The following is a 25,668-nucleotide window of genomic DNA, read 5'->3' as shown; positions in this document are numbered from 1 at the left end:
CTCAAACAAGAGCTGACAGCGCCTGCTCGATGTCGGCCTTCAGGTCGGCACCGTCTTCCAAGCCAATCGCAAAGCGCACCAGCGTGCCGCCGCTGAAAGGCAATGGCAGGTCGCGGCTGCGGCTCATGTCGTAGGGCACGGCCAGGCTCATCGGGCCCGCCCAGGAATAGCCGATGCCGAAGAGCTGCAGCGCATCGACAAAGGCGTCCACCTGGGCTGCGGTGTATTCGGGCTTGAACACGGCCGAGAACAGGCAGGCTGCACCGGCACCGCCGACGGCGAGCCAATGCTCATGGCCGGGCGAGCCGGGCAGCGCCGGATGGAAGACCTGGGCCACCTCGGGCTGCCCTGCCATCCATGCAGCCAACTGGCGCGTCACGCGGTCCTGCGCCTCGTAGCGCAGCTGCAGCGTCGGCAGGCCGCGCAGCACCAGCTCCACATCGTTCTGGCCCAGGCCATAGCCCAGATGCTCGTGGGCATGGTTGAGGCGGTCGTGCAGCTTCGCAGAGCGCGTGCACACCGATCCCATCAGCACGTCGGCGCCGCCGCTGGGGTACTTGGTCAGCGCCTGCATGACGATGTCGGCACCCAGGCCCGGATGGGTCTGCGGCGCCGGCTCAAAGCCGTTGAAGGCCAGGCCCGCGCCCCAGGTGTTGTCCAGGGCCGTCGTGATGCCACGCGCGCGGCAGGCGGCCAGCGTGCCAAGCAGGTCGGGGAACTCCAGCGTGATGGAACCCGCTGCTTCCAGCCAGACCAGCTTGGTGTTGTCGCGCAGCTCCGGCACCGTCAGCGGGTCGTAGAAGCGATGCGTGACGCCCCACTGCGGCAGCCAGGACTCGGTCAGGTAGCGGTTCTGGCCATAGACGTTGTCCGGCACCAGCACCTCGTCCCCGGGGCGCAAAACGGCCAGCGACGGCAGCGTCACGGCCGCCAGGCCGCTGGGCACCAGCAGGCAATGCTCGGCATGCTCAAGCGTCGCGATGCGAGCCGCTAGCGTGTAGCTCGTCGGCGTGCCGTGCAGGCCGTAGCGATAGGTCAGGCCGTCGCGGGGCCGGGGCTTGTGCAGGTCGGCCGTGTTCTTGAAGAGCACGGTCGAGGCCTTGGCCACCGGCACCGGCACCGCGTCCCAGCCTTCCGGGGCGCGGTAGGGGTGATGGATCAGTTGCGTCGACGGCTTGCGCGTCATACCAGCGAAGCGACGAGATCGTGGCCATCGGCGGCCACGACGCGGGCGCGCACGAAGTCGCCCACCTTCATCGTCTTGCTGGCCTTCTCGGGCGGCAGGATCTTCACGGTGCCGTCGATCTCGGGCGCGTCGGCATAGGAGCGGCCCACGCCGCCCTTGCGGCCCAGGGCCGGCGCGGAGTCGACCAGCACCTGCAGCGTCTGGCCCACGCGGGCCTGCAGCTTGGCGGCCGACACCTGCTCAGCCACTTCCATGAAGCGCGCACGGCGCTCCTCGCGCACTTCCTGGGGCAGCGCGCCGGGGATGTCGTTGGCGCTGGCGCCTTCCACCGGCGAGTAGGCGAAGCAGCCGGCGCGGTCGATCTTCGCTTCCTGCATGAAGTCCAGCAGATGCTGGAACTCGGCCTCGGTCTCGCCCGGGAAGCCGGCGATGAAGGTCGAGCGGATCACCAGCTCCGGGCAGGCCTCGCGCCAGCGCAGGATGCGCTCCATGTTCTTCTCGCCGTTGGCCGGGCGCTTCATGCGCTTGAGCACGTCGGGATGGGAATGCTGGAAGGGCACGTCCAGGTAAGGCAGCACGAGGCCCTGGGCCATCATCGGCAGCACCTCGTCCACGTGCGGGTAGGGGTAGACGTAGTGCAGGCGCACCCAGGCGCCATAGGGCTTGGCGATCTCGCCGAGCTGGGCGACCAGGTCCAGCATCTTGGTCTTGACCGGCTTGCCGTCCCAGAAGCCGGTGCGGTACTTCACGTCCACGCCATAGGCCGAGGTGTCCTGGCTGATGACGAGCAGTTCCTTCACGCCGCTTTCCAACAGCGCGCGGGCCTCGTTCAGCACATCGCCGATGGGGCGGGACACCAGGTCGCCGCGCATGCTGGGGATGATGCAGAAGGAGCAGCGGTGGTTGCAGCCTTCGCTGATCTTCAGATAGGCGTAGTGCTTGGGCGTCAGCTTGACGCCGAAGCTGGGCACCAGGTCGACGAAGGGGTCGTGGGGCTTGGGCACATGGGTGTGCACCGCGTCCATCACCTCCTGCGTGGCATGCGGGCCGGTCACGGCCAGCACGCTCGGGTGGATCTCACGCACCAGGCTGCCAGCGTCCTTGCTGGCCGCACCGGCCTTGGCGCCCAGGCAGCCGGTCACGATGACCTTGCCGTTTTCGGCCAGGGCCTCGCCGATGGTGTCCAGGCTCTCCTTGACGGCGTCATCGATGAAGCCGCAGGTGTTGACGATCACCAAGTCCGCACCCGCAAAGGTCTTGGACGTCTCATAGCCCTCGGCGCGCAGCTGCGTGAGGATGAGCTCGGAATCGGTCAGCGCCTTGGGGCAGCCGAGCGACACAAAGCCGATCTTGGGCACCTTGGCAGCTTCGGCGATGTCGTATGTTGTTGTTTCCATTGGGATTTCGCCGAGAGACCTGGCTGATGAGCGGGGGCCGGCATTCTACGATGGAGCGGATTTCACCCCAAGGGGCTGACTGACTCTCGCGCGAAATGCTGCCGAAGCCACCAGAGGACTTAATCGCGAAGAGCCCGTCCGCAGCGGCTCCCAAAACCACATCTGGCCCCTCATGGGCCGCGCATCGAGCGGTTGGTCGACTAGCGCCACTGCCGTGGCGACCTCCCTCTGTTGAAAGAGTTCCTTTGCCTGCAGCAGATCGCCACGCGTCCCTGTAAGCCAAGGACGGTCCTCTTTCGAGAGCTCTCGTGCTCACCGCAAAGTGCATTCCAGCACCTGCCGAAGATGCACGATCGCATGCTTTCCTGAAGGAGAAGAGCCGGCACGCAGCACATAGTGCCGGCCAGCCGTCTCGCGCAGGTCGCACTTGTCTTGAAGGTATGAATCGGCGCTTTGACCGATACCAACGATTTCGATAGCTCCAGTGAGCACATCGACCAGATATGCATTGACGCCGACATAGCATTGTGAGGCATCACCATGCAGCACATAGTCAGCGCTGTTGGCGCGAACAATCCAGTAGTCCTCACGCTCCGATAAGGAACACGACTGCACCGCGAAGGCCTCGACATCCGTCGACGCTTGCTCTATGAACGCAAGCACCAAATGGCTCGCTTCTCTATCAGCCAACATGGTTGCGCTTTGTGCCAATACCTGCATCACCAGCGATCGATACCCAACGCCGCATGCGCTCGACTGCGCATTTCCTCGACAGCAGCCATTGCCAGCTCGGCATTGCCGTCAAGATGAAGCTCCTCGCGAAGCGCCGACTGATATTTAGCCAGAGCTAGTTGGAGCGCCAGATTTGCCGCGTCGCCATCCTTGTAGTGCTGGCGACGCATCGGGATCAGTTCCTTCAGCATTCTGTCGCGGGCACGTTCGAGTGAGCTTACATAGGTCAGCTTCTCAACAACGGCGAGGTGTGTCGGATGGTCCGGACGGTTCTCTCCGCTTGCCATCACTTTGTCCGCCATCAACCGCAATTCGCGCGCCGCGGCGACCGCGTGGGCGATGTCCTCCCGAATCTTGTGCACCCAAGTCATCTGCTGGCGAATAGCGATGCCGCGTTCCAGGCCCTTAACGTAGTACTCCGACAAAAGCGAAGTCACCTCGAACGACAGCGCTAGCGCAGGTGGCTCGCAAACCAGTCTGACCTGCGCATTCGCTGAAAGAAATTCCTGCAGCGGGAGATCGTCGGTGACACGATCGTCAATCGATCGGTCAAGCAAACGTACGGGCGTCACCACTGCGGCATGCGCCTTCTCGATAGCCTTGAGGTACACCTCACGGCGAATCGCACCCTTCCGATCCGCACGCTTTTCATGGCTATCGTGCAGTCGCTTCCTCTCCGCCTCCTCGGTGTCTTGCCGGTGCTGCACATGCAGTCGTGCAAGACTGCTGCGATTGGCCGCCGCCACTCCCATAAATGCGATTCCGGCCGCAATCAGGCCGCTGCTGATCGTGCAGAAGCCTGTCACCAACGCTGCACGGACTGGATCCGCAAGCGAGGCGTACCACGCCGCAAATGCCGGAAAGTCATAGGCCACTCCGATGCCCACGGAAGCAGCCACCGCAATAAAGAACGCTACCTTTGCGAAGACTCCCACTGCCGGCCCCGCGCTATCCATGGCGCGCACTCTTGAACATCGCCCCTCCCAGGGTTTAAGTGTCAACACTGTGGGCCGCAGGTGCCTGGCGCGGAATAGGGTCTGTCGCTAGATTGGTGTAGACCCAGCCGCCTTCGGTCAAGTCTAGACGCTAGACCTACCGATAGGCCGCATCGAGCCAATCGGGCACCCATTGGAGAACGCACCGTTCCGCCCAAAATGCTCACCGAGCGCGCGCAGAGCTCGCTGATGGGCATGACCGTCGACTTCACGCCGAAGCCCGACGGGTACGAAAAGAAGGTCAAGATCGGTGTCATCACCGAGGCCACGATCATGGGAAACGCAAGATGTCGACAGTTGAGGAACTGCTGCAAAAGCTCATCGAGCAGCCAGCGCCGGCTGAGTTTTGCTTTGCGGGACTGCAGCATTGGTTTACCTGTATGACCAAGGCCGAATGGTCGGGTTGGATGCAGGCAATCGGTACCGTTGTCGCCATCATCGGCTCTGCCGTTCTTGTGAAGCGCCAGATCAATGCAGCAGCTGAACAAACTCAGTCGCAGATCGCAGCTGCCGAGAGGCACACCAAACAACAGATCGATGCTGCGGCGACAGCCGAGCGAGAGCGGCAGATGAATATCCGCCGCAGCTTCTTCGTTCAGGTAGAAAAGATCACCAAGTTGATCGACATCGTCGACGTGAACCTGATCGATACAGTGCGCACTCAGTCTCTGGAGCAAACGTTGGAGATCCTCCCTACTATGGAGAGCCAGCTGGTACTGCTCGACGCCACGATCGCTGGCGCTCTTGGCGATTTCTCGATCCTGTCGATTGGTTTTGGCATCCGCCGGTACCTTGAGCTGGTGGTTGGCGAGCTGCGTGCAGTGAAGTCTCTGGGGGTGGAGACAGAAGAGTTCAACCGACGATGCGAGAAGGCCAGGGGGCACATCGGCGTGCTTCGGGTCCATATCGAGGTGTGTGATGCCCACAGAGCGGATCTCATCAGCTGACATCAGGCCGCCCTCCCGCCCGCCTGCTTAGTGTTGAAGCGCCGTCATACTTGGCCCTCCAAAAGGGAGGAGCTATGGATGCCAAGAAGAGCGATAGTGCTGAGTCTCGCTGGCTTTCGCGCATTTGCGTTACCGCGCTCCTGATTTGGCTTCCGCTTGAGCTGCTCCGCGGCGTGATACCGGCCGCGACGATTCACGACTTCATCAAGGACCCCGCTTTCGGCAACGTCGCTCAAGCGCTAGGCGCAATCGGCACAGTTGCTGCCGTCTTTGGTGCTGCTTACTTGACCCGAATGCAGATTGAGGCGATGACGGCTCTGGAGAGGGAGCGTGTGAAGGGCACACACCGGACCTTTGCTAACCATGTCAACCGAATGAATGCATTCATTGAGACGCTAGCTCCGGCTTTGAAGAAACCAAACTCCAGCAACTTTGTAATTGATATAGCCGAGCCACGCCGGTGGTTTCGACAGCAGTTGATTGACCTGGACACGCTGATCGCAGCAACGCTCGGTGATCAGCTGATCCAGTCGACTGGCGCCGAAATACGCCGACAGATTGCTCGCCTCGCGTACAAGCTGGACCAGTTGAGCGCATCGGCGCACGGCGCGCCCGAGCGTGAAGAACACTGCGCAGAAGCTTTGAGGATCCTCGAAGCGCTGCGGTCTCAAGCTTCGGGCTTCGGCACTTGGAAGATGGCGCATCTGGACTGATTTCAAGCGGCCTCCCAGAGCTGCGGTGCTGGGCAGATCGGCGTCGCTCACATCGCGGCGTGCCGCGCGCGCCCTAAGCTGGCGCCATGAGCACTTCCGTCTTCGAACACAACCGCCAGGCCTGGAACCGCGAATCCAGCGAGGGTTCCGAATGGTCCCGTCCCGTGGGTGCTGCCGCCATCGAGCAGGCCCGCCGCAGCCAGTGGGACATCGTGCTGACGCCGCGCAGGCCCGTTCCTCGCGCCTGGTTCGGCGAGCTCACGGGCAAGCGGGTCCTGTGCCTCGCCTCCGGCGGCGGCCAGCAAGCGCCGATCCTGGCGGCCGCAGGCGCCAGCGTGGTCAGCCTGGACGCCTCGGATGCGCAGTTGGCCAAGGATATGGGCGTGGCCGAGCGCCACAGCCTGGACCTTCGCTGCGAACAAGGCGACATGGCCGATCTGTCGAGATTCGGCGATGGGTCCTTCGACCTGATCTTTCATCCCTGCTCGAACTGCTTCATCCCCGACGTTCGCCCGGTCTGGTCGGAATGCTTCAGGGTCTTGAAGCCGGGCGGAGTCCTGTTGGCAGGATTTCTCAACCCTAGCTACTACCTCTTCGAGCACGACACCAGCGACCCCATGCAGGGCCTGCAGGTCAAGTACAAGCTGCCCTACTCCGATCTGGACCATCAGCACGAGCCCGCCGTGCAAGCCAGGCTGCAACGCGGCGAAGCCGTGGAGTTCAGCCACACCCTGGACGATCTCATCGGCGGCCAGGCGCGCGCGGGGCTCATGCTGGTGGACATGTACGAGGATGGCTGGACCGACGAGGCGACGCCGCTGAACCGCTTCAGCCCGACCTCGATCGCGACGCGGGCCGTCAAGCCATTTCCATAGGGCGCGAAGTTCCGCAAAGGCAAGGCGCCCACGGCATGGACTGCCCTGCGCGCTACCGAAGCCCCCAGGCCAAAGGCGGCCTCCGATCAGTCAAAGAGATCGCCCGTCGTGGGTGGCGGCGGGCCTGCCTCTGCGGCTGGCTTTGCCTTGGTCCGTGACTTGCGCGCCTTGAGCTGGCGCGCGAACGGATCCGCCGCGGCCTCGCGCCACTCGTCAGCGAACATGTCCGGCTCGGACTCCCAATCGGCGGGCTCGGGCAAAGGCTTCCAGGGAGCCGGCGCGGGCTCAGCCTGCAGAAGCTCTGCCGGAAACTGCCTGATGAACGTCCCGGCCTTGTCGATCGGGCAATTCAGCCACTCCTGCTGATCCTCCAAGCGCAGGAACACCGGCATTCGCTTCTCGTCGCCGGGGGGATTGAAGCGGCCGTAAACCGCATGGCCGTCGGCGTTGACGGTCAGCATCGTGAAGGACAAGATCTCTTCGCCCTGAGGGCCGATCCAGACGCCCCACAAGCCCGCAGCGCAAAGGGGCTCACCGTTGTTGCGCTTGACGGCCCACCGCACCGGATCGCCGGTCTCGTAGGACCATTCGAACCCGCGTTCTATGGGAATTGCGCAGCGGTTGCCGGCAAACCACGCGGCCTTGAAGGCGCGCTTCTCGCGCATGGTCTCGGACTTGCAGTTGTAGGTTTTGCGACCGAAGGCGAGGTCAGGGGCGAAGTCGGGCAGATAGCCGAAGAATCCCAACTGGGCCTGCGCCACGACCAACTCGGTCTTGTCCTGAGCCCTGATGAAGAAGGCCTTCAGCCCGGGGAAGGCCGACTCGGGCGGCTCGACGTTGGACGGCCTGGACACACCGAAGTGGGCCATCAGGCGGTCATCGAGGGTGACGGGCTCGTAGTTGGAGCACATGGCTCAAGCCTACTCCTCGCTTCACCAGGCTCGCGGTCGGCCAGCGAGACATGCCCGCGGCTTGAAGCCCCTGCGGGGGTCGGCAAACAAAGAAAAAGGCGCCTGGGCCTTCGATGGCCCAGACGCCCGATGCGAAAAAAATGCGGATTTGGCCTGCCCGGAGGGACTCGAACCCCCGACCTGCTGCTTAGAAGGCAGCTGCTCTATCCAGTTGAGCTACGGGCAGACAGAACTCGTGATTATCAGATCAGCACGTTGATGATCGCGTTGCCGATGCCCATCAGCGCGGCACCGGAGATCAGGCCGGCGCAGATGGGCTCCATGCCTTCGACCCAGACGCGGTGGCCCTTGGTGCCGGGCGTCTTGTGCTTCTTGCTCATGGCAAAGAAGATCACCGCGCCGATGAACATGGCGAACACCGACTCCGGCGGCAGCACGACGCCCAGGCCCGTGGCGACGGCCGAGATCGGGAAGCGGCCCTTGGTCTTGATGCGCGCGACTTCCATCGCGACGGCGGCCAGGGCGGCAAAGCCCATGGACATCAGCGCCGACGTCGGCAGGCCCTTCAGGCCCTTGGCGATGATGTCGGCCACGCCCTTCCACTGCAGGGCCGCCGGCATCGCGAACTGGTCGGACACGAGCGTCGCCACGCTGCGCACGCCGTTCGAATCCGGCGTCAGGAACAGCAGGAAGAACAGCGGCACGCAGAACAGCACGCCCGCCAGGTTGCCCACGATGTGGCCGATGGCCTGGTGGCGCGGCTTGCCGCCGAGCATGTAGCCAGGCTTGATGTCGGACAGCAGGTTGGCCGCGTTGGACGCGATCTCGCTGGTCATGCCGGCCGGCAGCAGGTTGGAGCCGGGATTGGTGCGGTCGATGGCACCCATCGTGAACTGCGTGATCTTGGCCAGCGAGCCCGTCGGCGTCCAGGAGGTCAGCGCCATCGAGTTCGTGCAGATGACGGTCAGCACGAAGATCAGCGGCAGCGACACCAGGGCCAGCCAGAACGGCACGTCGAAGAAGGCATGCGTCACATAGCTGCCCAGCACGCTGAACACCGGCACGCCGATGTAGCTGATCCACAGCGGCACCTCGATGTCCTTCAGCAGGTCGGTGTTGGCGCCGCCGTTGGCCGCCGGCGCCTTGCGCTTGAACGCGCTCTTGAAGATCTCGGGCTTGGCCAGCAGGGCGACCATGGCGCCGACGACCATCATCGTCACGCCCCACCACAGTGACCACTGGTTGACGATCTCGGCGCGATTCAGCGGGATCAGCGCGCCATTGGCGCCGAGGCGCGGCGCGATGTCGCCGGCCTGGATCATCATCGGCGCCAGGATGACGAAGTTGATGAAGGCCCCCAGGAAGCAGCTCGTCGCCACCGCGATGCCCATCAGGCCGCCCACGCCCAGCATGGCGGCGTCCAGCGTCAGGCGCAGGCCGAGCTGGCGGATGTCCGTGCCCATGATGGTCGGGATCAGCGAGGTCGTCTTGCCGGCCCAGGCGTAGTAGTAGGTGTCCAGACGCTCGTGCAGATGCCAGGGCTCCTTCATGCCGGCCCACTTGTCCATCATCAGGATCTTGAACTGGATGAGCTTCATCCAGCCATCGCTGACGATGGCCTGGTAGACGGCGGTCAGGCCGCCGACGACGCCCAGCAGCTTGGCCTTGAACACGCCCTCGTCGCCGGCGCCGTGGTACAGCGAATCCAGCACAACGCCGCAGGCGCGGCCTTCGGGGAAGGGGGCCTGGTCTTCATTGATGAAGCGGCGCTTCAGCGGGAAGGCCAGCAGCACGCCGATCATCGAGACCACGAAGATCCAGATCATCAGCTGCCACCAGGTCGGGATGACCCCCGTGACCAGCATGTAGGCCGCCAGGCTGGAGAACAGCGGCGTGATGACATAGCCCGCAGCCGTCGCGATGGACTGGGTGCAGTTGTTCTCGAGGATGGTGTAGTCCTGCGCGAAGCCGCTGGCGTGCAGGGCGCGGAACAGCGCGAAGGCCAGGATGACCGAGGTCAGGCCGACGCCGATGGCGATGCCGGTCTTGGCACCGATGTAGAGGCCCGTGGCCGACAGGATGCCGCCGAGCAGGAAGCCGGTGAAGCCCGAGCGCAGCGTCAGCTGGGCCATGTCGCCGCGGAAGACGTTCTTGAACCACCATTCGTCCTTTTGGGCGCGGGTCCAGGTGGCGATCTGCTCGTCGGTCAGGTGTTGGAGTGCCATGAGATCAGGGCGGCGCTTGTGGCGCGGCCTGGTTGAAGCAAAGCCAGGGATTGTCCCGGCCGACCGCTCGGTCGGACTTTGGGATATGCCCTGGGTCAAAGCCCCTGGATGCGGGGGCCTCAAAAAAATACCGCCGCGGCAGAACCGAGGCGGCGCATCTGCCGCAGGAGCCGGGGATGGTCTGCAGCAGCAGGTTGGATTTTGCCAGCTTTCCTCAGGCCGGCCGGCGCCACAATGCGCGGCGCAATTCGACGTTGGCGCATGACGGCACCCATTTCTCCCCTGATCCACGCCTTGCGGCTGCTCAAGGCCGAGCTGGCTCAGACGCGCCAGGCGTCTCAGCAGGGCCAGGCGGTGCCCGACCCAGCGAACCGGCTGGCCCATGGGGCAGCGCCTGCTGCCGCCCAGACCGCCCTGCAGGGCCTGCACGCCAAGCTGAAGGCGGCCCGCATCCAGGCGGGTGGCGCCCTGCCCCGCGCCAAGGCCCTGCGGCTGTTCGTCGAGGCTGCCCTGCTCGACGATCTGGGCAGCGAACTGCAACTGGACCCGGCCCTGGAATGCCTGGTGGAACGCACCTGCCGGGCCCTCGAGCAGGACGCCGCCAGCGCGAGCCTGCTGGAAGAGGCCCTGCAGGAGCTCGAGGCTCTGGCCGACTGAGCCGAGGGCCTCAGCCGCCCGCCGCCGTCACCCGGATCTGCCGGCCATCAAAGGCCACCACCTGGCCGGCGCGGATCTTGGCCGTCTTGCGCAACTCGACCTTGCCGTCCACCTGCACCTCGCCGGCCGTGATCAGAGCGCGCGCGCGCCCGCCGCTTTCGACCAGGCCCATGGCCTTGAGCAGCTTGTCGAGCTCGATGTAGTCGCCGCGCAGCGTCAGCTCAAGCATGCTGGGCCTTCTTGGCCGCTTCGCGGATGGCCGTCAGCGTCGAGCGCGAGGTGCTGACGTCGCTGGACAGGCGCAGATGCAGCAGGGCCCGCTTGCCACCGGCAATGGCCGCATCCAGGGCCGGGCCGACCTGCTCCGTGCTCTCGGCCTTGAAGGCCGCGAAGCCGAAGGCCTCGGCCAGCTGGGCGAAGTCAGGATTGAAGAGATCGCTGCCGGACACGCGGCCCGGGTACTCGCGCTCCTGGTGCATGCGGATGGTGCCGTAGGTGCCGTTGTCGACGACGACAACGAGCAGCTTCTTCGCGCCATAGCCGGTGGCCGTGGCCAGTTCCTGGCCCGTCATCAGGAAGTCGCCGTCGCCAGCGATGTTGACCACCCAGCGGTCCTGCAGCAGGGCCGCCGCCACCGCGGCCGGCACGCCATAGCCCATGGCGCCGGAGGTCGGCGCGAGCTGGGTCTTGCCGAAGCGGTGCAGGCCCGTGTAGCGGTGGAAGCGGTGCAGCCAGCCGCTGTAGTTGCCGGCGCCGTTGGTGAAGATCGTGCCCTCGGGCAGCTTGGCGTCAAGCAGGCGGATGACTTCGGCCATGTCCAGCGGCGCGACCGGCGCGGGCACGAGGTTGGCCTGGTAGTCGGCGTTGGCGGCGGCCGTCCAGTCGCGCCAGGCGACGTCGGCCGGCGGCGCGAGTTCAGCCAGCGCCAGTGCGGCCTGGCTCATGCTGGCGTTGATCAGCAGCTCGCCCGTGTAGACGCGGCCCAGTTCCTCGGCACCGGCGTGGATGTGGATCAGCGCTTGAGCAGGCCGTGGGGCCTGCAGCAGGGTGTAGCCTCCGGTCGTCATCTCGCCCAGGCGCGGGCCGATGGCGAGGATGAGGTCGGCCTCCTTGACCCGCGCGGCCAGCTTGGGATTGATGCCGATGCCGATGTCGCCGGCGTAGTTCGGGTGGGCGTTGTCGAACAGGTCCTGGAAGCGGAAGGCGCAACCGACGGGCAGCTTCCAGCTCTCGGCAAAGCGTTGCAGGGCTGCCGTCGCCTCGGGCGTCCAGCCACCGCCGCCGGCGATGACCAGGGGCTTCTTCGCCGCGACCAGGCGCTCAGCGACCTCGGCCAGGGCCGCTGGCGTGGGCGCGGCCTCGGCGGGCCGCGCGGGCGCGATGACGGGAGCCGTGATCGGCTTCGTCAGCATGTCCTCGGGCAGCACCAGCACGACGGGGCCGGGCCGGCCCTGCATGGCGGTGTGGAAGGCGCGGGCCACGTACTCGGGCAGGCGCTCGGGGTCGTGCACCTCGCCCACCCACTTGGCCATGCCCAGGGTGCCGGGGCCGAACATCTGGCGGTAGTCGACCTCCTGGAAGGCCTCGCGGTCGCGCTGGTCGCTGGCGACCTGGCCGATGAAGAGGATCATCGGCGTCGAATCCTGGAAGGCCGTGTGCAGGCCGATGCTGGCATTGGTCGCGCCCGGGCCGCGCGTGACGAAGCAGATGCCGGGCTTGCCGCTCAGCTTGCCCTGGGCCTCGGCCATGAAGGCCGCGCCGCCTTCCTGGCGGCAGGCGATGAAGCGGATCTTGTCGGCGTACTCGTGGAAGCCGTCGAGCACGGCGAGGTAGGACTCGCCAGGCACGCCGAAGGCCGTGTCGATGCCCTGGGCGATCAACGCCTCGACCAGCACGTGGCCGGCCAGACGGGAGGTGTTAGCTTGTCTAGTCATGTGGGGACTTTAGCTGCCCGAGCGGGCCGCCCTGTCCCCTGAGCACGGGCTTGCCCGTCAGCGCGAGCCGCCGTCGACCACGGCGAAAGCTGGCGCCTGCCTTGCGCTAGCGTTTGCCTGAGTTGCGTCGCATCGACAGGATCAAGGCGGCACCCAGGACGATGACAACGATGCCCACGACCTGATGGAGCAGGAAGAGCGTCAAACCTGCACAAGCAAATCCAGCGCTCAGGTAAAGCGAATCCTCCTTGCGATGCTCTGCCCACAACGCGTACAGGAGCGCGGCCACGGCAAGGTAGGCAGCAAAAGCTCCCAAGGCAGCGAAGACCCGCCCATCCGTGATCGTGAGCAAGGTGGTTTCGCGAATCTCGGGAGTCGATCCACCCTCGCGAAGCAAGCCCAGCCTTTTGGCGAGGTCCAGGGCATGACCGCTGTGAGGATGCCGGAGCAGCTCGAACTGTCTGGCCATCAAGGCGATGAGGACAGCAACCCCACCAAAAACAAAGCTCAAGAAACCTTGAGGATTGGCAACGCCAAGGCTGGCCTTGGCCTCGAGGGACAAGGCCGATGTTTCGCTGCCCTCGCCCTCATCGGTTGCCATTCACCGCACGCTCGATGGCCTTTTCCCTCAGCGTGTCATCACGCGTCAGGTCCAGGGCCTTGTGCAGGGATGAGGGCCCGCTGCCGGTTGCCGCGGGCTTGGCCGCCGGCGTGCCCGGCACGACGGTGACGGTGCCGGCCGTCACCGCCTGATCGCTGGCCCCGGCCGGGCATTCGGCATTCGTGTAGGTCACCTGCTGGCCCTTGACGCATTTGCGCAGGCCGCCGGGCCGGGCCTTGGCGGCATCACCCGAGGCGCCGCCGCTGCCCGAGGATTCCGCCAGGCTCTGGACCTTGACCGTCGACGCGCCCAGCCAGGCCTGCAGCGGCTCCCGCTGCTGCCAGGCCAGCCCGAGAGCGGCCACGAGGAGCAATCCAATGACAAGACCACGAGTCGACATGAGGCGGGGCGGGAAAGTTGATGGCGATCACTTTACCGGCGATGCCCGGCGTCGCTACGCCTGCACCAGGCCCTGCCAGGACCAGCGCGGCAGCTGGAGATGGTCGGGCACCACCTGCCCGCGGTCGGGATAGGCCGCCATGGCCTGGATCGTGGCCCAGGCGAAGTAGTCGTGCAGCACGCGGCGCAACTCGGCATCGGCCACGCCGATGTCTTCCAGTGCCGCATCGAAGCAGGCAATGGCGCGCCTGTCCATCTCCTCGTGCGGGCCGTTGCCGCTGTGGGCCTGAACGACGGCCGAATGGCTGCCGAGCTGCCCGGTGTAATGCGCCGGCCCGCCCCAGGCCTCGGCCCAATAGGCCGCCAGGCGTTCGGTGTGGCGGGGATGGAAGCCGTGGCTGAAGGCATGGGCGACGACCTCGTCGGCCATCACCCGCGCATGCCAGGCCCGGGCCAGGCGCAGCACGGCCTCCTGGCCTCCGAGAGCATCGAACAGACTGTCTTGCCGCATGGAGCCCCTCAGGCGCTGCGCTGCTGGCCCAGCAGCCGGACCGCCAACGCCCCCAGCACCAGGCCCATCACATAGCGCTGCACGGCCAGCCAGAAGCGGTTGCGGGCGAACCACAACGCGACATGGGCCGCCGACAGCGCCACCAGCAGATTGACCGACGAACCGATGCAGACCTGGGTCGTGCCCAGCACCAGGCTTTGCGCCAGCACCGAGCCGGCCTCCGGCGCGACGAACTGCGGCAGCACCGACAGATAGAAGATGGCCACCTTGGGGTTGAGGATGCTGGTCAGCAGGCCCATCGTGAAAAGCTTGGCCGGCGACTCCGCCGGCAGCGGCCGGGGCTCGAAGGGCGAGCGCGCGCCGGGGCGCACGGCCTGCCAGGCCAGCCACAGCAGATAGAGGCCGCCCGCCGTCTTCAGCAGCTCATAGCCCAGCGGCACCGCCATGAAGAGGGCCGTCAGGCCGATGGCGGCACAGACCATGTGGACCGTGAAGCCCAGCACCACGCCGAACCAGGACATCACGCCGGCCATGCGCCCCTGGCAGATGGAGCGCGAGATCAGGTAGACCATGTTGGGCCCGGGCGTCACGGCCATCAGCAGGGCCGCGGCCGCGAACAGCAGCAGGTTGGACGTCGTCGGCATGGCGGCGCGTCAGGCGGCCGCCGGTGTCATCGCACGCCGCGCCAGGCCCATGCCCACCAGGCCGGCCGAGGCCACGCCCATCAGCAGAGCCAGCGCCGAGCCGGCAAAGATGCCGCGCGGCATGCCATGGTCGAGGATGAAGCCGAACACCGGGGCGGCCAGCGCAAAGCCGATGTCCAGCCCCGAATAGACCGTGCCGTAGACACGGCCCGTCGCGCCGGGCGGCGAGGCGCGCTTGATCAGCATGTCGCGCGACGGGCCGGCGAGGCCGGTGCCGAAGCCGGCAAACGCCGCGACGACGGCCGCGATCGGGCCAGGCAGCACACCGGTCGCGACAAGCAGCAGCAGGCCGGCTGCCAAAGCCAAGGCCAGCGCGATGGTGCGTTCCAGCCGCTCGGCCTTGGCCACCAGGAAGCCGCCGCAGACCATGCCCGCCGCGCCGGCCAGCATGTAGCCGGTGACGACATAGGCCGTCAGCGCCAGCGGCAGGCCGTACATCTGGTTCAGGGCCGGGCTGGCGAAGCTCTGGATGGCGGACAGGGCCGCCGTGCTCCAGAAGAAGAAGGAGAAGCACAGCCAGACCGACGGCAGCTTCAGGAAGGCCATGGGGTGCTCGACCTTGGCGCCGGCAGCCGGCTTGGCATGGCCCCACGACCCCTGGCGATCGTCGATGGCGTCGCGCTGCCAGAACAGCAGGCCCATCACCGCCAGCGCGACCAGGGCCGTGCCGACATAGGCGAAGCGCCAGTTGCCGGTCGCCGCGGCGATGTTCATGGAAAACACCGGTGCCAGCGCCCAGCCCAGGTTGCCGCTGATGCCATGCACCGAGAAGGCATGGCCCAGGCGGGGCTGGGAGACGCGCTTGTTCAGGATGGTGAAGTCGGCCGGGTGGAAGGGGGCGTTGCCAACACCGGCCAGGGCCGCCGCCAGCATCAGTCCGCCAAAGCCCTGGGCCAGGCCGGCGGCGACGGAAGCCAGGAAGAAGCTGGCCATGGCCGCGAACAGCACCGGCCGAGCGCCGACGCGGTCGACGATGAAGCCCGACAGCGCCTGGCCGGCACCGGAGATGACGAAGAAGGTCGTCACCAGCAGGCCCAGTTCCGAATAGCTCAGGCCGAAGGCCTGGATGAAGGCCGGGAACAGCGGCGGCAGCAGCATGTGGAAGAAGTGCGAGGTGCCGTGGGCGACGCCGATGGTCGAGATCGTCGTGACGTCGCGCCGGCGCTGCAGGCCGGCGTCAAGGGAGGAAGCGAGTGCTGCGGTATCCATGACCCCACTCTAGGCAGGCCGGCGCCGGCCTGGTTACGATGGTTCGTCAAGTTCTGTCGAAATCCAGCCACCCATCGTCGTGTCTTCCAGCCGCCGCAGCTTCCCCGCCTTCTCGCCCGAGCTCTTCGCGCCCACGGCCGAGCGGCCGCTGCGCGCCAAGTCGCGGCTGCTGGAGCACCTGGCCGACATCCAGCCGCATCGCCATGACTGGGCCCAGCTGGTCTTCTCCAAGACGGGAGCGGTGCGCGTCAACACCGAGGTGTCGACCTATATCGTGCCGCCGTCGCGCGCCGTCTGGATCCCGCCCGGCATCGTGCACGCCGTGACGGCCATCGAGCAGGCCGAGCTGCACACCCTCTACCTCGGCCCCGGGCTGCTGGCCGGCGAGGCCTGGGGCCTGGGCCGGGTGCTGGAGGTGTCGCCGCTGCTGCGCGAACTGGTGCTGGCCCTGCCCTCGGTACCCGACCCGGCACCGCCGGAAAGCACCGACGACACAGAGCGCCGCCGCGGCATCGAGCGCCTCGTCCTCTTCGAACTGCAACGCGCCCGGCCGCTGGCCCTGGGCATCGCCCTGCCCCAGGACGGCCGCCTGCGCCGGCTCTGCGAGGCCATGCTGCGCGAACCCGGCCGCCATGCCGGCCTGGACGAATGGGCGCTAGAGGCCGGCGCCAGCCCGCGCACGCTGAGCCGGCTGTTCCGCGAGCAATTGGGCACCAGCTTCGCCCAGTGGCGCTCCCAGCTGCTGCTGGCCCATGCCCTGACCCTGGCCGCGCGCGGCCGGCCCATGAGCCATATCGCGGCCGAGCTGGGCTATGCCAGCGCCAGCGCCTTCACGGCCATGGTCACGCGCACGGTGGGCATGCCGCCGAGCCGCTTTTTTGCCGAAGCTTGAGCCCTAGCGTCTGGTCAGCGGGAGGCTGACCATCCGCAGCCGGCAATCACCCTCGACCATCTCGGCGATCTCCAGCTCGGCGGCGCTGGCGCCGAACGAGACCGCACGCGCCCCTGAAGGCTCGTGTACCTTGCCCGCGGGGAGCATGTAGATGAGGTCGTCACCCTGGATTCGAAACAGCCCGATGGTCTGCAGGGGCGGCATGGCACCCGCGTAGCTCATCCGCTCCGCCATGGCCTGCCAGGCCTTGGCGCGGTCAGGACAAGGCGGGGCCGGCGAAGCCAGCCGCCGGGCCCTGACGACTTCAGCCATGCGGAACGGGTCCGGCCCGAGGGCGGTGGCTCCGGCAGGCCCCTGGCGTGGAAAGGTTTCGCTGGCGGAGACCCCGCGGACGATCTTGATCGTCAAGGCGACCTCCAGCTCGTCTCCCAGAGGTGCCATGACGACCCCGTCCACGGCCAGCGCAACGGGCATGGCCTCCCAAGCCATCAAGGCCCGGGTCAGGCCCGCGAACGAGCCACTCATCTTCAAGTCGACGATCTGGACGGGCAGGCCGTCCTCCAGCGCAAGCGCCGGTCTAGGACCGAATCTCATGATGGGGCCTCCGGTCATCCGACCACGACCGACGATCTCCGCGTGCAGCGCATCGATCGCCGTGCAGGGCACGGCATCCCGTCCTGCCGATGGCATCGCCTCGGCAAGCCTGTAGTTCAGCAGGAACTTGGCCGTGGCCGCGTTCTGGCTCGGCTGGCCCTTCTCGTCAAGCCAGGTGGTGTTGGGCATGTCGCGGACGCCGTTGCCGGCGATCTGCAATCCACGCACCAGGCCGCTCAGCGCCGAACCGGGGTTGCCAGGCTCCGCATGTCCCTTGACCAAGGCCTGGCCTGCGCTGATGGCGATCTCATCGATCCACACGGCCTTGGAGGCCGCGCGGGCCAGGGCCCGCAGCACGGCGCTGGGCGGGACCTGCCGGGCCATCCAGCGCTCGACGGCCGCGGGCGGCAATTGCGCGTCCGCCGACTTGCAGGCCGGACTGCCTTGCGCCTGCGCTGCAGCGCTCACCCAAACCATGACGGCGGCGAGCACGCCAGGCATCCATGCGCGCCGCCTGCCGGTGATTTCTTGCATCAGCGTCCCCCTGTCCTGCTGTCGGCATTCACTGCCATCTCAGCGCCGTCTCGCGCGCCGACATGACGATACGCAACCGCCCCGCGGCCTCGGCCGCCGCCGGATCGGCAAAGCTCTCGCGCAGCGCCGCCACGACATCATCGCCCGCCAGCTCCACGCCGACCCAGGCATCGCGCCAGCTGCGCTTGGCCGCATACAGGGCCAGGTCGGCCAGATGCTGCAGGCTGTCCAGCGCCGAAGCGCCGGGACCGCCGGCGGCGAAAGGGAAGCAGGCGAAGCCGATGGACACGGTGCGCCTGAGCGCCTGCCCATCCGGCAGCCGGAACTCATGCGCCGCGACGGCTGCGCGGATCTTCTCGGCCAGCTGGGCACCCGAGGCGCGCTCAACGAAACGGGCGACGATGAGGAACTCCTCGCCACCCCAGCGCACGATGTAGTCGGAGGCGCGCAGGCAATGGCGCAGCAGCTCGGCCGTCTGCACGAGGATGGCATCGCCGGCCGCGTGGCCGTGGCTGTCGTTGACGGACTTGAAGTGGTCCAGGTCCAGCATCAGCAGCACATGGTCGGAGTCTGGCGGCACGGGGTGGCCGACGGCATGGCGTCGCGCGGCCAGTTCCAGGTCGGCCGGCAGGGTCTGCTCCAGGAAACGGCGGTTGTGCAGGCCGGTCAGCGGGTCGGTCAGGCTGGCCTGCTCGATGCGCTGATAGGCCGCCTGCAAATCGGCCGTGCGCTCGGCGACGACGCGCTCGAGTTCCAGGCCGCGCAGCCGCAGCGCACGCAGGCGCAGGCGGAAGATGGCGACGACCAGGCCCAGTGCCAGCAGCAGCACGGCGGCGCGGAACCACCAGGTCTGGTGCAGGCCGGGCATCACCTGCACATCGAGCCGCCAGGGCGGCTCGCTCCAGGCAGCGGCGCGGTTGCTGCCCTGCACGAGCAGCTGGTAGCGGCCGGGCGGCAGGCCGGTGTAGGCGGCCAGGCGCTGATCGGCGGCGACGGCATTCCAGTTGCGATCGAAACCTTCCAGCCGGTAGCGGTAGTGCAGCTTCTGCGGCGCGCTCAGGTCCAGGGCCGCGAACTCGACACGCAGGCTGCGTTGGCCTGGCTGCAGCGTCAGCGCCTGGCGCTCGGCGGCCAGGGACTCGCCGTCAACGCTGATGGCCGTGGCCCGCAGCGGCGGCGCATAGGTCCAGGGCTGGATGTCGCGCGGCCTGACGACGAGCAGGCCCTCGGGCGAGCCGAACAGCAGGCGGCCGTCACGAGTCAGCGCGCGGCTGGCGATGAAGAGGCTGCGGAACTCGTTGCCCTCGGCCGCGTCGAAGCGCTGCACGCGCCAGGCCTTGGGGTCGATGCGCACGCGGCTGCCCAGCCAGACGTGGCCGTCGGCGTCCTCGATCAGCGATTCGGCCGGGCTGCTGGGCAGCTCGAGGCGCCGGTTCAGCACGTCGAAGCGGGCCGTCGTCCCGTCGAAGGACTGCAGGATGGCGACGCCGTCCGGCGTGGCGACCCAGAGCCGGCCGTCGCGCGCCACCAGCAGGTCAGGCACCCAGTTGTTGGGCAGGGCATCGCTGCGGGCCGGGTCGCGCAGGATGCGGCGGGCTTTGGCGGTCGCCGGGTCGAACAGGCTGAGGCCGCGGTCGGAGCCGACCCAGAGCTGGCCGTCGGCGGCAAAGGCCAGCGACTCGACGGCGCGGCCGGCCAGCGTCGTCGCGTCGGCGGGGTCATGGCGGAAGGCCGTGATGGCGCCATCGGCGGCGATGCGCGCGAGGCCATTCAACGAGCCCGCCCACAGCGCCCCGCTGCCGTCGAAGACCATGGTGCGGATGGGACCGCCGGGCAGGCCCTGGGCCACCGTGAAGCGCTCGAAGCCGCGCCGGCCCGGCCGCTGGCGGTGCAGGCTGCCGTCCAGCGTCGCCACCCAGGCGCTGCCGTCGGGGCCCTGGGCCAGGCAGGTGATGGAGCCATCGGCGAGCGCGTCCGTCTTCCTGGCATCGGGGCGCAGGCCGTCGACGAGATGACCCTCGGCGTTCATCACGTCGATGCCCTTGCCGTTGGTGCCCAGCCAGAGCCGGCCGTCGGCCATCTCCAGCGCCCGCACGATGGCCGGGTGGCTCGGCCCGCTGGCGTCGCCGGCCCGGTGGCGCAGCTTGAGCCAGGCGCGCGTGCCCGGATCGTGGCGGGCCAGGCCGCCGCCCCAGCTGCCCACCCACATCAGGCCGGAGCGGTCGGACAGCACGGCGCCCACGCGGTCGTTGGCGATGGTGCTGGGCTGGCCGGCGTCATGGCGCAGGCGGTCGACGATGCGCAGCGAGGCGCTGTCGATGACGTCGACACCGCCGCCGAAGGTCGCCACCCAGATCTCGCCGCCCGCGCCTTCGGCCAGGCCATAGACCCAGTAATGGCTCAGCCCGCCCTCGCTCGACGGCGGCCAGCGTTTCAGCGGCCCCGGCGCGGCCGGGTCGAGCATGGCCAGGCCGTGGGCGGCCGTGCCTATCCACAGGCGGCCACGCGCATCCTCGAACAGCCGGGTCACATGCTGGCCGGCCAGTTCTTCCCTGGCGACAGCGACAAAGCCGTCGGCCGGGCCGCGCCATTGCTGCAGGCCGCCACGCCCGCCGACCCAGAGCCGGCCGCCGCGATCGATCAGCAGCGCGCGCAGCTGGTTGTGGGCCAGGCTGTTGGCACGCGCCGCATCGTGGCGATGGTGCTGCAGGGCGCCGCTGGCGGTGTCCAGCCGGTCCAGGCCGTCGTCGGTGGCGATCCACAGCGCGCCGTCGCGGTCCTCGGCGACGGACTCGACGCGGTCATGGGCCAGGCTGGCCGCGTCGCCGTCGCGGTGGCGGTACTGCCTGAAGCTCTCGGTGCGCGGGTCGAAGACGCTCAAGCCGCCGCTGATGGTGCCTACCCACAGCCGTCCGTCGCGCGCCGTGTGCAGGGCCCGCACATAGCTGCCCGACAGGCTGGCCGCATCGCCCGGACGCGGCCGGTAGACCTTGAAGCCATAGCCGTCGTGGCGCACCAGGCCGTCCTGGGTGCCAATCCACAGAAAGCCCTGGGCGTCCTGGGCCAGGGCGGTGGCGAGGTGGGCCGGCACGTCGTCCGGCATCGCGATGCGCTGAAAGCCAATCAGGCCGGGGCGCGTCTGCGCCAGCGCCAACAGCGGCAGCAACAACAGCCCCGCCACCCAGGCGGGCCAGGCAATCCAGGCTCTCGGCAAGCGACTCTCTCCCAACGACCCGCCTCTTTCGGGCGGCGCGCGAGTATCGCGCTGCAGAATATTTTTGTTTCGACCGCGAATCCTTTTCGCCAGCCGGCGCCTCTTAGTGGCCGAGGGTCGTCCTCGAACACTTTGGAGTGAGCCATGTTCTATGTGAAGAATGTTCCGACCGGCGAGCGCATCCTGCGCGTGTTGTGCGGCGCCGCCGCGGCCACGGCAGGCCTGGCGCTGCTGGGCGGCACGGCCGGCTGGCTGCTGGCCGCCGGCGCGGCCGGCCTGGTGGCCTCGGGCCTGTTCGGCTTCTGCCCTGCCTGCGCCATGGTCGGCCGCAAGCTGAAGTAGCCATGGCTCTCGCTGCACAACACCAGCCACTGCTCGCCGCCGCCCATGGCGGCGACCCGCAGGCCCTCGAGCAATTGCTGAAGGTCTCGCGGCCCGACATCCGCCGCTACGCCCAGCAGCACTGCCTGCTGAGCGACGTCGACGATGCCGTGCAGGAGGCCCTGCTCATCGTCAGCCGCAAGCTGCCCTCGCTGCGCGTGATGGCGGCCTTCTCGGGCTGGCTGATCCGGCTGGTGCAGCGCGAATGCCGGCGCCTGGGGCGGCTCACGCTGCGCTACGACCCCTATGACGAGGAGAAGCTCGAGCAGTGGCTGGTGACGCACGACGAGCCCGGCCTCAGGCGCGAATTGGTGGCGGCACTGGAGTCGCTGCCGGCCCACTACCGCGAAGTCATGCTGCTGCGTGACCTGGAAGAGATGACCATCGAGGAGATCGCGGACCGCACCGGCCTGACCCGGCCGAACGTGAAGAGCCGCCTGCACCGGGCCCGCGCGCTGGCGCGGGAGTACCTGCTGGGCGGCCGACCCGGTGGCTGACAAGGGGATGTCCTGTTCTCCGACTTGGCCGCGGGGTCGCCGGTGAAAGCATGGTGGCCTCCACAACTTCGGAGACATCGACCATGAATCGACGTCACTATGTCTTGGGCGCCGCCACGCTGCTGGCCGCCGTGTCGACGCCAGTCCTGGCGCAGCGCGGCGACGACGACGGCGAATTCGTCATCCTGCAGGCCCGCTACGGTACGGATCGCAACCATGTCGACGTGACCGACAGGCTGCGCGACATGGCCCGCCGCGACCGCCGCGTGCGGCTGACCAACGATCTCTTCGGCGTCGACCCCGACCCGGGCCGCGACAAATACCTGCGCATCTACGCCCGCGACAGCCAGGGCCGGGAGCGCCGCTTCGACTACCCCGAGCGTGCCTGGATCGATGGCGGCCAGTTCGTCGCCTGGGGCGGCGGCCGCTGGGGCGACCAGAACTACAACGGCGGCTGGGCCGGCAACCCTTATCGCGACGGCCGCGACGACGGCGCCTTCACCATCCTCTACGCCAACTACGGCAACCCCGGCCGCGAGGTCGACGTGACCGCGCGGCTGCGCGAACTGGCGCGCCGTGACGAGCGCTTCCGCATGGGCAACGACAGCTTTGGCGTCGACCCCGATCCGGGCCGCGGCAAGCGTCTGGTCATCATCGCGCGCGGCCCCGGCGGCCAGCAGCGCAGCTTCGAGTACCCGGAGGGCAGCACGGTCGACGGCGCGCAGTTCGTCGGCTGGAGCCGCGGCAACTGGGGCCGCTGACACCCTCGAGTTACCAACCCTTACGACGGCCCGCCACGGCGGGCCGTCTGCGCGGTGGCGGGGCCGTGCGTTGTGGCATGGCGCGTGCGACGATGGTTGCACCATAACAAGGAGAACGCCATGCAAAGACGCCGATGGACCCTGGGCCTGGGTGCCGCCCTCGCCACCGCTGCCGCCCTGCCCGTCTGGGCCCGCGACGATGACGACGGCGAGTTCGTCATCCTGAGCGCCCGCTACGGCAGCGAGCAGCACCATGTGGACGTCACCGGCCGGCTGCGCGAGCTGGCCCGCCAGGACCGGCGCTTTCGCCTGACCAACGACCTCTTCGGCGTCGACCCCGAGCCGGGCCGCCACAAGACCCTGCGCATCTTCGCCCGCGATCGCCAGGGCCATGAGAGGACCTTCGACTTCCGCGAGCGCGACTGGGTGGACGGCGCCCAGTTCGTCGGCTGGGGCCGCGGCAACTGGGGCGACGCCAACTGGCAAGGGGGCTGGCAGGGCGGCGGCGGCGGCAACCGCCATGACGACGGCGAGTTCACCATCCTCTACGCCACCTATGGCGCCAGCGGCCGCGATGTGGACGTCACCGACAGGCTGCGCGACATGGCGCGCCGCGACCGCCAGTTCCGCCTGACCAACGACCTCTTCGGCGTCGACCCCTACCCCGGCCAGACCAAGATCCTGCGCATCTTTGCGCGCGACCGCGGCGGCCAGGAGCGCGTCTTCGAATACAGCGAATACGGCACCGTCGACGGCAGCCAGTTCATCGGCTGGGGCCGCGGCGACTGGGGCCGCGGCCGCGGCGGCGACAGGCCCTCGGGCCGGCCGGGCAGCGGCCGCCTCGTCATCGAAAGCGCCAGCTACGGCGCCGAAGGCCGCTGGACCGACGTGACCCAGGCCCTGCGCGCCCAGGTGCGCGGCGACCGCTTCGAGACCGAGGTGCGCAACGAGCTGTTCGGCTTCGACCCCGCGCCGGGCCGCCGCAAGCTGCTCAGCGTCACCTACCGCATCGGCAACGAGCCGCCGAACACGGTGCGCGTCAGCGAGCGCGACACGCTGCGCCTGCCTTGAGACGGTTCAGCGCCGGTGGCGCTCGCTGATCAGCACCGTCGGGAAGCTGACCGGTAGCGTGCGCGGATAGTCGCGGCTGAAGTGCAGGCCGCGGCTCTCATGCCGCATCAGGGCGGAACGCACGATGAGCTCGGCGCACTCCACCAGGTTGCGCAGCTCCAGCAGGTCGCGCGTGACGCGAAAGCTCCCGTAGTAGTCGTCGATCTCGCCGCGCAGCAGCTGGATGCGGTGCAGGGCGCGCTCCAGGCGCTTGGTGGTGCGCACGATGCCGACGTAGTTCCACATCAGCAGGCGCAGCTCGTCCCAGTTGTGGGCGATGACGACCTGCTCGTCGGCGTTCTCGACCTGGCTCTCGTCCCAGGCCGGGATGGGCGCGGATTCCTGCGGCGGCTGGGCCAGGATGTCGGCCGCGCAGGTCTGGCCCAGCACCACGCATTCCAGCAGCGAATTGCTGGCCAGGCGGTTGGCGCCATGCAGGCCGGTGTAGCCCGTCTCGCCCACCGCATACAGGCCGGGCAGATCGCAGCGGCCGAGCAGGTCGGTCACCGCGCCGCCGCAGGTGAAGTGCACGGCCGGCACGACGGGAATGGGCTGCTTCGCGATGTCGATGCCGAGCTTGAGGCAGCGGGCGTGGATGGTCGGGAAATGCTCGATGAGGAAGGCCTCGCCGAGATGCGTGGCATCCAGCCACACATGGTCCAGGCCGTGCTTCTTCATCTCGAAGTCGATGGCGCGGGCGACGATGTCGCGCGGCGCCAGCTCCATGCGTTCGTCGTGCGCGGCCATGAAGCGGGTGCCGTCGGGCAGCTTGAGATGGCCGCCCTCGCCCCGCAGCGCCTCGGTGATGAGGAAGCTGCGCTCCTGCGGGTGGTAGAGGCAGGTCGGGTGGAACTGGATGAATTCCATGTTCGCGACGCGGCAGCCGGCCCGCCAGGCCATGGCGATGCCGTCGCCCGTGGACGTGTCCGGGTTGGTCGTGTAGCGGTAGACCTTGCCGGCGCCACCGGTGGCCAGCACGACGGCGCGGGCCGGCAGGGTCTCGACGCGCTGGGCGTCGATGTCCAGCGCATAGGTGCCGTAGACGCGCGGGACCTCGTCGCGCTGCACATGCCTCGACGTGATCAGGTCCAGCGCCATCCAGCGCTCACGCAGCGTGATGTTGGGATGCTTGCGGGCCACCGCCAGCAGCTGGTCGTGGATGGCCTTGCCAGTGGCATCGGCCGCGTGGGCGATGCGGCGCACCGCATGGCCGCCCTCGCGCGTCAGGTGCAGGCCCATGGGGCCGGTGTCGTCGGTCGTGAAGGGCACGCCCTGCTCCACCAGCCAGCCGACCGCCGCGGCGCTGCGCTCGGCGATGAAGCGGGCCGTGGCCTCGTCGACCAGGCCGGCACCGGCGTCCTGGGTGTCGCGCACATGGCTTTCGATGGAGTCGTCGCTGCCCAGCACGCCGACGATGCCGCCCTGGGCCCACGCCGTGGCCGCCTCGGTCAGCTCGCGCTTGGCGAGGATGACGACGGGCACGCTGTCGGCCAGGTGCAGGGCCACGGTGAGGCCGGCCAGGCCGGCGCCGATGATGACGACGGGGGCGTCTTGGGGAGCAGCAGTCATGGCTCGGCATTGTCCCGCAGGGCCGCAAGCCCCAGGCCAGGGTGAGGATTGCCAAAACGCGCAGCCAGCCTACGCGGCCCCAGACCCTATGCTGCGCGGGGCTGTCAACGAAGCAGCACA

At 68.0% G+C, this 25,668-nt stretch carries 25 protein-coding genes and 1 tRNA gene; 9 read left to right on the top strand and 17 right to left on the bottom strand.

Going from position 1 to position 25,668, the window contains the following annotated elements; all coding sequences use genetic code 11:
• Window position 1: 1 nt before the first annotated feature.
• The 4 genes from AC07OY_RS06195 to AC07OY_RS06180 form a co-directional block, all read right to left on the bottom strand.
• Window positions 2-1,186 carry a PLP-dependent transferase gene (locus tag AC07OY_RS06195; protein WP_495041639.1) on the bottom strand — a complete coding sequence of 395 codons (1,185 nt, stop codon included), beginning with the start codon at window positions 1,184-1,186 and terminating at the stop codon, window positions 2-4.
• Complete coding sequence (gene rimO / locus AC07OY_RS06190; protein ID WP_495041638.1) at window positions 1,183-2,583, bottom strand: 30S ribosomal protein S12 methylthiotransferase RimO; 1,401 nt, start codon at window positions 2,581-2,583, stop codon at window positions 1,183-1,185. Before rimO ends, AC07OY_RS06195 begins: the two co-directional genes overlap by 4 nt.
• A 312-nt stretch (window positions 2,584-2,895) precedes the next feature.
• Window positions 2,896-3,303, bottom strand: coding sequence for a hypothetical protein (locus AC07OY_RS06185; protein ID WP_495041637.1), 408 nt, complete (start codon window positions 3,301-3,303; stop codon window positions 2,896-2,898).
• Window positions 3,303-4,271: a hypothetical protein gene (locus tag AC07OY_RS06180; protein ID WP_495041636.1), complete on the bottom strand. Its 969-nt coding sequence runs from the start codon at window positions 4,269-4,271 to the stop codon at window positions 3,303-3,305. The genes AC07OY_RS06185 and AC07OY_RS06180 overlap by 1 nt, the downstream gene beginning before the upstream one ends.
• Window positions 4,272-4,597: 326 nt before the next feature.
• Between AC07OY_RS06180 and AC07OY_RS06175 the strand changes: the two genes are divergently transcribed.
• From AC07OY_RS06175 to AC07OY_RS06165, 3 genes are all read left to right on the top strand, one after another.
• A complete protein-coding gene (locus tag AC07OY_RS06175) occupies window positions 4,598-5,257 on the top strand; it encodes a hypothetical protein (protein ID WP_495041635.1) in 660 nt (219 codons plus the stop codon).
• A gap of 74 nt (window positions 5,258-5,331) precedes the next feature.
• Window positions 5,332-5,970 (top strand): hypothetical protein, encoded by a 639-nt coding sequence (locus AC07OY_RS06170; RefSeq protein WP_495041634.1) that lies wholly within the window; start codon window positions 5,332-5,334, stop codon window positions 5,968-5,970.
• A gap of 86 nt (window positions 5,971-6,056) precedes the next feature.
• Window positions 6,057-6,845 carry a class I SAM-dependent methyltransferase gene (locus AC07OY_RS06165; RefSeq protein ID WP_495041633.1) on the top strand — a complete coding sequence of 263 codons (789 nt, stop codon included), beginning with the start codon at window positions 6,057-6,059 and terminating at the stop codon, window positions 6,843-6,845.
• Window positions 6,846-6,931: 86 nt separating this feature from the next.
• On the opposite strand, the gene AC07OY_RS06160 is transcribed toward AC07OY_RS06165, so the two are convergent.
• The 3 genes from AC07OY_RS06160 to AC07OY_RS06150 all read right to left on the bottom strand — a co-directional run bounded on the left by AC07OY_RS06160 (window position 6,932) and on the right by AC07OY_RS06150 (window position 9,981).
• Window positions 6,932-7,756, bottom strand: a complete 825-nt coding sequence (locus AC07OY_RS06160) for an SOS response-associated peptidase (RefSeq protein ID WP_495041632.1) — start codon at window positions 7,754-7,756, stop codon at window positions 6,932-6,934.
• A 149-nt stretch (window positions 7,757-7,905) separates the two neighbouring features.
• Window positions 7,906-7,982 (bottom strand) — tRNA-Arg (locus tag AC07OY_RS06155).
• A 16-nt stretch (window positions 7,983-7,998) separates the two neighbouring features.
• Window positions 7,999-9,981 (bottom strand): OPT family oligopeptide transporter, encoded by a 1,983-nt coding sequence (locus tag AC07OY_RS06150; RefSeq protein WP_495041631.1) that lies wholly within the window; start codon window positions 9,979-9,981, stop codon window positions 7,999-8,001.
• 261 nt (window positions 9,982-10,242) lie between these two features.
• Between AC07OY_RS06150 and AC07OY_RS06145 the strand changes: the two genes are divergently transcribed.
• The gene (locus tag AC07OY_RS06145; RefSeq protein WP_495041630.1) at window positions 10,243-10,638 is read left to right on the top strand and encodes a hypothetical protein; all 396 of its coding nucleotides are present in this window, start codon (window positions 10,243-10,245) and stop codon (window positions 10,636-10,638) included.
• 10 nt (window positions 10,639-10,648) lie between these two features.
• Here AC07OY_RS06145 and AC07OY_RS06140 read toward each other — a convergent pair whose 3' ends face one another.
• The 7 genes from AC07OY_RS06140 to AC07OY_RS06110 all read right to left on the bottom strand — a co-directional run bounded on the left by AC07OY_RS06140 (window position 10,649) and on the right by AC07OY_RS06110 (window position 15,996).
• Window positions 10,649-10,867, bottom strand: a complete 219-nt coding sequence (locus tag AC07OY_RS06140; RefSeq protein WP_495041629.1) for an RNA-binding S4 domain-containing protein — start codon at window positions 10,865-10,867, stop codon at window positions 10,649-10,651.
• A complete protein-coding gene (locus AC07OY_RS06135) occupies window positions 10,860-12,572 on the bottom strand; it encodes a thiamine pyrophosphate-binding protein (RefSeq protein WP_495041628.1) in 1,713 nt (570 codons plus the stop codon). The genes AC07OY_RS06140 and AC07OY_RS06135 overlap by 8 nt, the downstream gene beginning before the upstream one ends.
• Window positions 12,573-12,678: 106 nt before the next feature.
• Window positions 12,679-13,173 (bottom strand): hypothetical protein, encoded by a 495-nt coding sequence (locus AC07OY_RS06130; protein ID WP_495041627.1) that lies wholly within the window; start codon window positions 13,171-13,173, stop codon window positions 12,679-12,681.
• Window positions 13,160-13,537: a hypothetical protein gene (locus tag AC07OY_RS06125; protein WP_495041626.1), complete on the bottom strand. Its 378-nt coding sequence runs from the start codon at window positions 13,535-13,537 to the stop codon at window positions 13,160-13,162. The genes AC07OY_RS06130 and AC07OY_RS06125 overlap by 14 nt, the downstream gene beginning before the upstream one ends.
• Before the next feature lie 90 nt (window positions 13,538-13,627).
• Window positions 13,628-14,083 (bottom strand): group II truncated hemoglobin, encoded by a 456-nt coding sequence (locus AC07OY_RS06120; RefSeq protein WP_495041625.1) that lies wholly within the window; start codon window positions 14,081-14,083, stop codon window positions 13,628-13,630.
• A gap of 8 nt (window positions 14,084-14,091) precedes the next feature.
• Window positions 14,092-14,727, bottom strand: coding sequence for a LysE family translocator (locus tag AC07OY_RS06115; protein ID WP_495041624.1), 636 nt, complete (start codon window positions 14,725-14,727; stop codon window positions 14,092-14,094).
• Between the two features lie 9 nt (window positions 14,728-14,736).
• Window positions 14,737-15,996 (bottom strand): MFS transporter, encoded by a 1,260-nt coding sequence (locus AC07OY_RS06110; RefSeq protein WP_495041623.1) that lies wholly within the window; start codon window positions 15,994-15,996, stop codon window positions 14,737-14,739.
• Between the two features lie 79 nt (window positions 15,997-16,075).
• Between AC07OY_RS06110 and AC07OY_RS06105 the strand changes: the two genes are divergently transcribed.
• Window positions 16,076-16,888, top strand: coding sequence for an AraC family transcriptional regulator (locus AC07OY_RS06105; RefSeq protein WP_495041622.1), 813 nt, complete (start codon window positions 16,076-16,078; stop codon window positions 16,886-16,888).
• Window positions 16,889-16,891: 3 nt separating this feature from the next.
• Here AC07OY_RS06105 and AC07OY_RS06100 read toward each other — a convergent pair whose 3' ends face one another.
• Together AC07OY_RS06100 and AC07OY_RS06095 are read right to left on the bottom strand one after the other, a co-directional pair.
• Window positions 16,892-18,016: a hypothetical protein gene (locus tag AC07OY_RS06100; RefSeq protein WP_495041621.1), complete on the bottom strand. Its 1,125-nt coding sequence runs from the start codon at window positions 18,014-18,016 to the stop codon at window positions 16,892-16,894.
• 28 nt (window positions 18,017-18,044) lie between these two features.
• Entirely contained in the window at window positions 18,045-21,230 is a 3,186-nt protein-coding gene (locus tag AC07OY_RS06095) for a two-component regulator propeller domain-containing protein (RefSeq protein ID WP_495041620.1), read from the bottom strand.
• A gap of 144 nt (window positions 21,231-21,374) precedes the next feature.
• Between AC07OY_RS06095 and AC07OY_RS06090 the strand changes: the two genes are divergently transcribed.
• The 4 genes from AC07OY_RS06090 (at window position 21,375) to AC07OY_RS06075 (ending at window position 23,940) form a co-directional block, all read left to right on the top strand.
• Window positions 21,375-21,572 carry a YgaP-like transmembrane domain gene (locus tag AC07OY_RS06090; RefSeq protein WP_495041619.1) on the top strand — a complete coding sequence of 66 codons (198 nt, stop codon included), beginning with the start codon at window positions 21,375-21,377 and terminating at the stop codon, window positions 21,570-21,572.
• 2 nt (window positions 21,573-21,574) lie between these two features.
• Window positions 21,575-22,108, top strand: a complete 534-nt coding sequence (locus tag AC07OY_RS06085) for an RNA polymerase sigma factor (RefSeq protein WP_495041618.1) — start codon at window positions 21,575-21,577, stop codon at window positions 22,106-22,108.
• A gap of 83 nt (window positions 22,109-22,191) precedes the next feature.
• Window positions 22,192-22,869: a hypothetical protein gene (locus AC07OY_RS06080; RefSeq protein ID WP_495041617.1), complete on the top strand. Its 678-nt coding sequence runs from the start codon at window positions 22,192-22,194 to the stop codon at window positions 22,867-22,869.
• A gap of 120 nt (window positions 22,870-22,989) precedes the next feature.
• Complete coding sequence (locus AC07OY_RS06075) at window positions 22,990-23,940, top strand: hypothetical protein (protein WP_495041616.1); 951 nt, start codon at window positions 22,990-22,992, stop codon at window positions 23,938-23,940.
• A 6-nt stretch (window positions 23,941-23,946) separates the two neighbouring features.
• On the opposite strand, the gene nadB is transcribed toward AC07OY_RS06075, so the two are convergent.
• Window positions 23,947-25,548 carry an L-aspartate oxidase gene (gene nadB / locus AC07OY_RS06070; RefSeq protein ID WP_495041615.1) on the bottom strand — a complete coding sequence of 534 codons (1,602 nt, stop codon included), beginning with the start codon at window positions 25,546-25,548 and terminating at the stop codon, window positions 23,947-23,949.
• Window positions 25,549-25,668 lie beyond the last annotated feature (120 nt).

This window comes from Roseateles sp. GW821-FHT09H10 (assembly GCF_059415865.1).
Note: the sequence above shows the minus strand (reverse complement) of the source record. Positions and strands in the feature narration are given on the sequence as shown.